This is a genomic window from Rhizobium sp. SEMIA4064 (assembly GCF_003025035.1).
GTDB lineage: Bacteria > Pseudomonadota > Alphaproteobacteria > Rhizobiales > Rhizobiaceae > Rhizobium > Rhizobium paranaense.
On record NZ_PYJN01000005.1, the window covers coordinates 408,337 to 416,863 of the forward strand.

Here is an 8,527-nt window from a genome sequence, read left to right on the forward strand (position 1 = left end):
GACGGCGGGCGATCAGCGCGAGGCCATTCTCGCGCAAGCTTCGCCTTTTAAGGATTTGACCGAATAGGGCAAACGGGTCAGCCGCTTGCCCCCTCTCATGAAGAGACGGAACCGGTCGATGGCGCAACCACCCGCAATAGCACTTCCCAAAGCCAATCCCAGCATGCGTGATATCGGGTTTGCCCTCGGTATCATGGTCATCCTCTGCGTGCTGTTCCTGCCGATCCCGCCATTCCTCATCGATATGGGTCTGGCCTTCTCGATCGCGCTCTCGGTGCTGATCCTGATGGTGGCGCTGTGGATCAAGAAGCCGCTGGAATTCTCGTCCTTCCCGACGATCCTGCTGATCGCGACCATGACGCGTCTGTCGCTGAACATCGCGACGACACGCGTCATTCTTTCGCACGGCTATGAAGGGCATGATGCGGCCGGCGGCGTGATCGCGGGTTTCTCCAGCCTGGTAATGTCCGGCGATTTCGTGATCGGTCTGATCGTCTTCATGATCCTGATCACCATCAATTTCATCGTTATCACCAAGGGTGCGACGCGTATCGCCGAAGTCGGCGCGCGCTTCACCCTCGATGCCATCCCGGGTAAGCAGATGGCGATCGACGCCGATCTGTCGGCCGGCCTGATCGACGAAAAAGAGGCTCAGCGCCGCCGCCGCGAGCTGGAAGAGGAAAGCTCCTTCTTCGGCGCGATGGACGGTGCTTCGAAATTCGTGCGCGGTGATGCCGTCGCCGGCCTGCTTATTACCTGCATCAACATCTTCGGCGGCATCATTATCGGTTATTTCCGCCATGGCATGCAGATCGGCCAGGCGGCTGATGTCTTCGTCAAGCTTTCCGTCGGTGACGGTCTGGTATCGCAGATGCCGGCGCTCATCGTCTCGCTCGCCGCCGGCCTTCTCGTTTCGCGCGGCGGCACCGCCGGCTCCACCGACCAGGCCGTTATCAACCAGTTGAGCGGCTATCCGCGTGCGCTCGCTGTCGCCGCGATCCTCATGGGCATCCTGGCCGTCATGCCGGGCATGCCATTCCTTCCCTTCCTCATTCTCGGCGGCCTCATGGCGGGCGGCGCCTGGTTCATTCCGCGGCAGGTCGAAGCCGAAAACAAGCTTCGCCGCGATGCGGAAGAAAAGAAGGTGATGCAGTCGAAGGAAATGGAGAAGGATTCGGTCAAGTCGGTTCTGACGACCTCGGAAATCGAATTGGCGCTCGGCAAGATCGTCTCCACCCGGCTGCTCGGCGCGCATCAGGAGCTGGCCTTCCGCGTTGGCAAAATGCGCAAGAAATTCGCGACGCAATACGGTTTCGTGGTGCCGGAAATCAAGGTCACCGACGACATCGCCATTGCCGACAAATCCTATCAGATCCGCATCCACGGCACGACGGTCGCTTCCAATATGCTGCGTGTCGGCGAGGTGCTCGTCGTCACCGGTTCGGGCCGCAAGCCGACCGTGCCGGGCGATGAGATCCGCGAACCCGCCTTCGGCATGCCCGCCGTCTCCGTCCTCGAAGCCTTCACCGAGGATTTGAAGCGCGAAGGCTTCCAGCCGATCGACAATGTCTCCGTCGTGCTGACGCATATGAGCGAAGTCATCCGCAACAACCTGCCGGCACTTCTCTCCTATAAGGACGTCAAGATCCTGATCGAGCGCCTCGATCCGGAATACAAGAAGCTCGCCGATGAGATCTGCTCGTCGCACATGTCCTATTCCGGGCTGCAGGCGGTGCTGAAGCTGCTGCTTGCCGAGCGTGTCTCGATCCGCAACCTGCACCTCATTCTCGAAGCCGTTGCGGAACTCGCACCGCATGTGCGCAAGACGGAGCAGATCGTCGAGCATGTGCGCGTGCGCATGGCGCAGCAGCTCTGCGGCGACCTCGCGGACAATGGCGTGCTGCGCGTCCTCCGTCTCGGCAGCAAGTGGGATCTCATCTTCCATCAGGCACTGAAGCGCGACCAGAAGGGCGAAATCGTCGAGTTCGACATCGATCCGCGCAATCTGGAAGAATTCAGCGAGCAGGCAGGCAAAGTTATCCGTGAATACATGGACCGCGGCTTGCCCTTCGTGCTTGTCACCTCGCCGGAAACACGCTCCTATGTGCGCATGATCATCGAACGCCTGTTCGCGACTCTGCCGGTCTTGTCGCATGTGGAATTGGCCAAGGGGATCGAGATCAAGATTCTAGGTTCCATTTCATGATAACAGACCCCCAGGGCACCATTTTGGCGTTGTTTCTCGCCTTCTGCCGCATTGGCGGCTGCATCATGGTGCTACCGGGGTTTTCGTCAGGCCGTGTGCCGCCGCAGGTTCGGGTGCTGCTGGCCGCGGCATTGTCTATGGCGATCCTGCCGCTGCTCTGGAACACGATCTATCCGGAAGTATCCAAAGGCAGCGGCACCTATATCGGTCTGATCTTCACCGAAACGGTGATCGGCCTGATGTACGGCATGATTGCGCGGCTCTATACGCTTGGGCTGCAATTTGCCGGCACGGCCATATCGATGTTGATCGGTTTCAATGCGCCAGGCGGTATGGACGTTATCGAAGAGACGAACGAGACGACGCTGACGAGCTTGATCAGCTTCTGCGGCCTGATGATGCTGTTCATCCTGGACTTTCACCACCACGTCCTACAGGCGCTGGTCGATTCCTATTCGGTCCTGCCTTTTGGTGGCCATGTCGATGCGCGCGCCTCGCTAGTGTCGGTGGCGGATACGCTGCAGGCCACCTTTTTCATCATGCTGCGGTTGACGAGCCCCTTCCTGCTCTATGGTCTGATGTTCCAGATTTCGATCGGCTTCATCAATAAGCTCGCGCCGCAGATCCCGATCTATTTCATCTCCACGCCCTATCTGCTGATGGGCGGGCTGTTCATGCTCTATCTCAGTATCGCGGCGATCGTCAGCCAGTTCTCCGGCGCTTTCCTCCGCGTCTTCAACGGGCATTAGCGAGGGCGAAGCCGAAGCCATGGCGGAAAAGAGCCGGTCCGAAAAACTGAAGCGCCTCGTCGCCGTGCAACGCCATCTCGAGCGGATAGCGGAAAACGAGCTTGCGGATACTACCCGCCAGCGCAACGAGGTCAGCCAGTCGATGGAAAAGCTGATCGATGCGATCAGCTCGGCCGATCCGATCCATATGGCATTTTCGGTGCACTATGCCGGGCGCTATGGCCGCCTGACGCTCAAGGATCAGCAGCTTGATGGCATCCAGAAGCTGATCGAGACAAAAGTCTTGCAAGAGCGCACCAAGGCGGACCGGTTGGAAGAGCATATGAAGGACGCTCGCGAGCTGGAAATGCGCGAGGCGGACGACAATGCCGTCTACGACATCATCGATCAGCGCTTCGCAGGCGCAACGCCAGCCTCCAGCAAGGTTCAAAAACCATAATCGTCGCGATCTTAGAACAAGATGGCTCCTCCCCGAATCGCCACCTTGCTCCGGATTCAAAAGATTAGATGATCTTCATGCGTTCAAATGAACCATGACGCTCTAACCGCTCGATTTCGGCATAATCTTGCTCGATGGCTGCTTCACGCGTCGCAGGGTCATGCTTTAGTGAAAGGAAACGTGACGTGGCTATTTCGCCTCCGAGTGATTTGGTCCTGGATGTCGTCAAGGCCGCCAATCCGGCCGACGTTCAGGCAGCCCAGGAAAAGCTCGCGGCCAACAGGGCTGCCTTTGCCGCCACAAGCCTGGCGGAAAATGGCAATGGTTTTGCCTCGACCGTGAGTGCGCTGGACAGCGCCGCGACGAAGGCCGGCCTCAGCAACGCCAACACGCATACGGCACAGACAAAGGTGCCGCAGGCCTATCACAAGTTCGAAGCGATGGTGCTGCAGAACTTCGTGAAGAACATGCTGCCAAACAGCGAAACACTCTACGGCAAGGGCTCCGCCGGCGAGATCTGGAAGGGCATGATGGCCGAACAGCTCGGCAATACGCTGGCCAAGAATGGCGGCGTTGGCATTGCCGAGCAAATGTACAAGGAACAGGTCGACAAGATGCGCAACACCGGCGCTGTCAACTCGGCAACCAATGAGAACGACAAGAAGATGGCGCTGAGCGCAATTACCGATTTCCAGCGCAAGACGCTTGCGGCGGCTGAGACCAATGGTGACAGCGATACGACCGTCACCAATCAAGATGCGCTGACGTCCAAGAAAGTATGACCTGGGGGATGGACATGGAAGTGATTTCGAACGACTACCGCATCAAGTCGGTCCTTGGCCGCTTGGAGATGATCATCGATAACGAGAACAGCCGGATCGGCACCGATCCGGAATTCGATCTCAAGGTATCGAACGCGCATAAGAGCCGCTGCCTCTACGAATTGTCGATGCTGTTTCGCGATACCAATCCGGCCGAGCTTGCGGTCGCGCATATCGAGCAGTTGCACGGGCTGAAGAAGAAGCTGGTCTTGAACGCGCGCCGCGTCGAAGCCCATCTCGAAGCCGTGCGTGCCGTTGCCGATATCCTGAAGAACGCGGTGCAGAACGCCGATGCGGACGGCACCTATTCGCAGGAGCAGTTCCGCGTCCGTGAGGCCGGATGATCAAGCTCGTCCTCACCGGCCTCTGGGTCTGCATCGTAACGCTGGCCTCTGTCTATTTTTCGGTGCAGATGGCGACGGCGCCCGCGATCAATCCTGACGACGCCAAGAAGGCGCAGCAGGAATTCGTCAAGGGCGAATCGATCAACGTGCCCGTCATCGCCAACGGTCAGGTGAGCGGCTATTTCATCACGCGCATCTCCTTCATGATGGAGAAGGGCAAGGTGGCTCAAATACAAACGCCGTTGACGGAATTGACGACGGACCAGCTCTATTCCCTGCTGGTGGGCAATAAGGCGATCGACATTGGCCATACCGCCAGCTTCGATGTCGTCAGTTTCCGCAACGATATCAAGAAGAACATGAACGAACGTCTCGGCGGCGATTATGTTGCCGACGTTCTGGTCGAACAGCTCGACTACCTCTCCAAGGACGAGATCAATAGCGGCGGCGACGGCTCCGGCAAGAGAACCGTTAAGCCCGTAAAGATCGTCCAGGGCGATGCGGCGCCCGACGCAGAGCCCAAACAGGCGCATTAAACCTATTGACCACAGTGATGGTCGCTCCCCTCATGGAGCGGCCTGCTGCGTCTATCGCCCGAAACAGCGTTAACAAATCCCTGTTTTCCTCCCGCAATTCCGATCGATTTTCCTAACGGAAGCTTGGGATCGCCTTGCTATAAGCATGCTTAGCGATGCGTCCGATGTCACCGAACGGACAGGCGGTGGAGGATTTGCGTCGAGAAATTTGCCGGCGTCGAGCGTAGGAACGTTCGCGGCAGGAGGTTTTGGGTGAATCTGGTCGCAAATTTTGCCGTGCTGACGTCGCGTCGAATGATTTTCGACTTGCCGGTCTGCGACCTCGATTGGGAAGATGCGCTGAACTTCATCAATGAGCTGGCGTCGCTTCCGGTCGGCCAGACCGTCATCTCCTTCGTCAATGCCCACAACATGCTGATGATGCTGCGCGACGCCAAATATCGCGATGTGCTGGCGAAAAATCTTGTCCTGCCCGACGGCGTCGGCCTGGATATCGCCTCGCGGGTTGCCCATGGTGTTTCCTTTCCGGCCAATCTGAACGGCACCGATTTCGTGCCGGCTCTGCTGACTTTCATGGATCGGCGGAAGCGTGTCGGCCTGATCGGTGGCCGCCGCGATGTCGTTGAAAAGGCCGCGGAAAATTTCCGCAAGCATGCACCGTGGCATGACTTCATCGTTATTGCAGACGGCTATTTCGATAAGGCGGAAAGCGATCTGATCGCTGCGGAGGTCGGCCGCCAGAAGATCGACGTGCTGATTGTCGGCATGGGGACGCCGCTCCAGGAAAAATGGGTCGCCGACCATATCGAGCCGCAGCATGCGAGGCTGGTGCTGACGGTCGGCGCACTGTTCGATTTCGTGTCCGGCACGGTGCCGCGCGCGCCGGCGCTGATGCGCACCATGCGCTCCGAATGGATCTATCGCCTGCTTCAGGAGCCGGGCAGGCTATGGCGGCGCTATATTCTCGGCGTGCCGCACTTCCTCTATCAGGTCGTTCGGCACCAGTTCGGCCGCAAGGAACGTATCCTGCGTGCCGCGGAGCCACAGGCCGCGCCGCTGCTGCGGCTTCCTTCGCCCGACAAACTCGCCAGTTGATCCTGATCGCGCCCTCGATCGCTGCGGTTGTTAACCTTTTCTTTGCCTTGAAAATTTAGAGTGGGTTAACCATCGGCATCGGTCATTGACCATGCGCGCGAGAAAACCCGCGATGTTCGAAAGCAAGGCCAGGATCAGATTCCTTTCCAATGACGCAGATGCCTTCGAGGCTTCCCGCGGCGCCGAACGTCATGCCTATTTCGATCGCGGTGTGGACGGCTATCTCGTAGCAGCGAATGTCCAGCCCGCCGACCGCCAGGCTGCGAGCGATGCGGAATTGCTGGCCCTCATTCAAAAGATGCTGGATGGTGATCCCTATCCGGTCTCTGGGCGGAAAAGGCCCGCGGTGACTGAGGTCGCAGAGGCTCCGCCGCTCCCCGATCGTATCCGCGGCATCCTGCGAGATCATTCTGTCGCGCGCGAAACCATCATGGATCGCCAACCGGAGCTGATCGCAGAGCAATCATTGCCTTCGTCCCGCGCCGAAGAGATTGAAATCGATCTTTTGCCCTTGGTCGCACCGCCTGCCGTCCAGGCGACCGCGCCTCCGCCGCATCGTCGCTGGGTGTTCGGGTTCGGCTCCATTGCCTTCGTCACTATCGCAGCGCTGGCGGGCGCTTTTCTCCCGACGGTGGTGGCAGCGCCGCCGCGCTATGTCTCTCACACCGTGTTGCAAATGAAAGGGCAGGGGGCGGCGCGACAGGCGCTTCTGGATGTCACCGCCAAACGCGCCACGGCGCCCTCCCTGCTTTCCGATGTTGTCGCCAGGCTGAAGCTCGACCGCGATCCGGAATTCACCGGCGATCGGGCCGGCGCTTTCGGTGTTGCCGTGGAATTGCTGTCAGGCAATGGGAACGCTTCCGACGCGCCCTCGCGTGCGCAGGCTGCCTTCCGCAAAGATATCGCCGTTACCATCGATGCGTCGAGTGGCACCTTGCATCTCGCCGTGACCACAAGCGATCCGGCAAGATCGGCAGAGATCGCCAATCGTCTGGCCGATGCGACCATCTACGACGCCACCGTTGCGCAAGGGGCAGGGCTTGTTGGCAACGGCAGCTCGCCTGCCGACAAGAGCCTCAAGAATCTTGATCAAGCGAAGGGAGCGCTGGCCGATTTCAAGGCGCAGTATGGTGACGATAGGATCGTTGCCGCGCTCGATCTTCAGCAGCAGCGCCAGCAGTTGGATGGCGAAATCAAGGCCGCCGAGGCTGCCGTGCAGGGCGCAAGGGCGCGCGTCTCGGCCGCCAAATCCGCGACGCCTGCCAGCGTCATGAGTGGCGCGTTGCCGGGCGGTCTGTCATCGGCCGCTCTCGATGATCTGCGCAGCCGCTATAGCGCCGCCAAGGTCGTCCTATCCCAGCTTTCCACGCAGCTTGGTCCGCGCCATCCCCGTCTGTTGGCGCAGCAGGCGACGATCGATGGTCTGGTCGCCGACATCCGCAATCAACTGCAGCGTCTCATCGCCAGCAGCGATGCAGCGTTGCAGGCAGCCCTTGAGAACCGGACGGCGCTTTCCGCGCGGATGACCGCTCTCAGCCAGAAAAGCATCGATGTCGATATAGCCCGCTTGAGTCAGCTTCAGAGCGATGTTGCGGCGGCGCAGAGCCACTATGACGCCGATCTGCAAAACGCTGATACGGCTCCGCCCCAGGCCGAGATTCCGATCGCCGTCATCACCCCTGCCATCGCCGCCAAGACGCCGCTCGACGACAATCTCGCGGGTCGTCAAGCAGCGGGCTTCATCATGGGCCTTGGCGCAGCACTTTGCCTGGTCTTCCTGCGGAAATGGATGGGCGGCGGGGTGTTTGCGGAGGATCAGGCAGCCCCGCACATCATGACGCCCGAGCCGGTTTTCAGTGCGGTCGTCGAGCCGGCCCCACTGCCGCCGCGACCAATGCTCGATCTGCCGCGACCGCACTTCGATGCCACTATTCCGGTTGCCAATGATCGTCCCATGGTCTCGGAGGAGCTGACGCAGATCCAGCGCGAATTGGCGTTGTTGCGCACGAAAGTCCAGACCTATGCGTCGCGCCGGCAGACGATGCGGGGCTGACCCCGTCACTGCTTTTTCCTTGCAATTACCGCTTTCAGACACCATAGGGCGTTGGCAGGCAAATCCACTGGGCCGATGGCTTGTAGATTGCCGCCGAAACAATGTCGGGAGATATTCGTGACGACTGTGATCGATGGCAAGCAGGTGGCTGCTTCGGTAATTGATGCGGTGAAGACGGCAACCGCAGCACTGGAAAAGAACACGGGTGTGAAGACCGGCCTTGCGGTCGTCATCGTCGGTGATGATCCGGCGAGCCACACCTATGTCGGCGCCAAGGGCCGCAT

The 8,527-nt window shown here is 59.6% G+C and carries 9 protein-coding genes; all 9 read left to right on the forward strand.

Annotated elements, in window-relative coordinates; all coding sequences use genetic code 11:
* The first annotated feature begins 118 nt into the window (after nt 1–118).
* Nucleotides 119–2,206, forward strand: a complete 2,088-nt coding sequence (flhA, locus tag C9E91_RS03785; RefSeq protein WP_107107012.1) for a flagellar biosynthesis protein FlhA — start codon at nt 119–121, stop codon at nt 2,204–2,206.
* Nucleotides 2,203–2,955 (forward strand): flagellar biosynthetic protein FliR, encoded by a 753-nt coding sequence (gene fliR, locus C9E91_RS03790; protein ID WP_107107013.1) that lies wholly within the window; start codon nt 2,203–2,205, stop codon nt 2,953–2,955. Before flhA ends, fliR begins: the two co-directional genes overlap by 4 nt.
* A 19-nt stretch (nt 2,956–2,974) precedes the next feature.
* Nucleotides 2,975–3,394, forward strand: a complete 420-nt coding sequence (locus C9E91_RS03795) for a hypothetical protein (protein WP_107107014.1) — start codon at nt 2,975–2,977, stop codon at nt 3,392–3,394.
* A gap of 185 nt (nt 3,395–3,579) precedes the next feature.
* Nucleotides 3,580–4,176 (forward strand): rod-binding protein, encoded by a 597-nt coding sequence (locus C9E91_RS03800; RefSeq protein WP_107107015.1) that lies wholly within the window; start codon nt 3,580–3,582, stop codon nt 4,174–4,176.
* Nucleotides 4,177–4,190: 14 nt separating this feature from the next.
* The gene (locus C9E91_RS03805) at nt 4,191–4,559 is read left to right on the forward strand and encodes a hypothetical protein (RefSeq protein WP_028751231.1); all 369 of its coding nucleotides are present in this window, start codon (nt 4,191–4,193) and stop codon (nt 4,557–4,559) included.
* Entirely contained in the window at nt 4,556–5,095 is a 540-nt protein-coding gene (locus C9E91_RS03810; protein WP_107107016.1) for a hypothetical protein, read from the forward strand. Before C9E91_RS03805 ends, C9E91_RS03810 begins: the two co-directional genes overlap by 4 nt.
* 252 nt (nt 5,096–5,347) lie before the next feature.
* A complete protein-coding gene (locus C9E91_RS03815; RefSeq protein WP_107107017.1) occupies nt 5,348–6,190 on the forward strand; it encodes a WecB/TagA/CpsF family glycosyltransferase in 843 nt (280 codons plus the stop codon).
* Between the two features lie 112 nt (nt 6,191–6,302).
* Nucleotides 6,303–8,243, forward strand: coding sequence for a GumC family protein (locus C9E91_RS03820; protein WP_107107018.1), 1,941 nt, complete (start codon nt 6,303–6,305; stop codon nt 8,241–8,243).
* A gap of 117 nt (nt 8,244–8,360) precedes the next feature.
* A partial coding sequence (locus tag C9E91_RS03825; protein WP_280951157.1) for a tetrahydrofolate dehydrogenase/cyclohydrolase catalytic domain-containing protein occupies nt 8,361–8,527 on the forward strand: 167 nt, incomplete at its 3' end.

Coding starts and splice junctions, on each gene's coding strand:
- C9E91_RS03795 (WP_107107014.1), top strand. CDS start 2,975: ATGGCGGAAAAGAGCCGGTCCGAAAAACTGAAGCGCCTCGTCGCCGTG.
- C9E91_RS03810 (WP_107107016.1), top strand. CDS start 4,556: ATGATCAAGCTCGTCCTCACCGGCCTCTGGGTCTGCATCGTAACGCTG.
- fliR (WP_107107013.1), top strand. CDS start 2,203: ATGATAACAGACCCCCAGGGCACCATTTTGGCGTTGTTTCTCGCCTTC.
- C9E91_RS03805 (WP_028751231.1), top strand. CDS start 4,191: ATGGAAGTGATTTCGAACGACTACCGCATCAAGTCGGTCCTTGGCCGC.
- C9E91_RS03820 (WP_107107018.1), top strand. CDS start 6,303: ATGTTCGAAAGCAAGGCCAGGATCAGATTCCTTTCCAATGACGCAGAT.
- flhA (WP_107107012.1), top strand. CDS start 119: ATGGCGCAACCACCCGCAATAGCACTTCCCAAAGCCAATCCCAGCATG.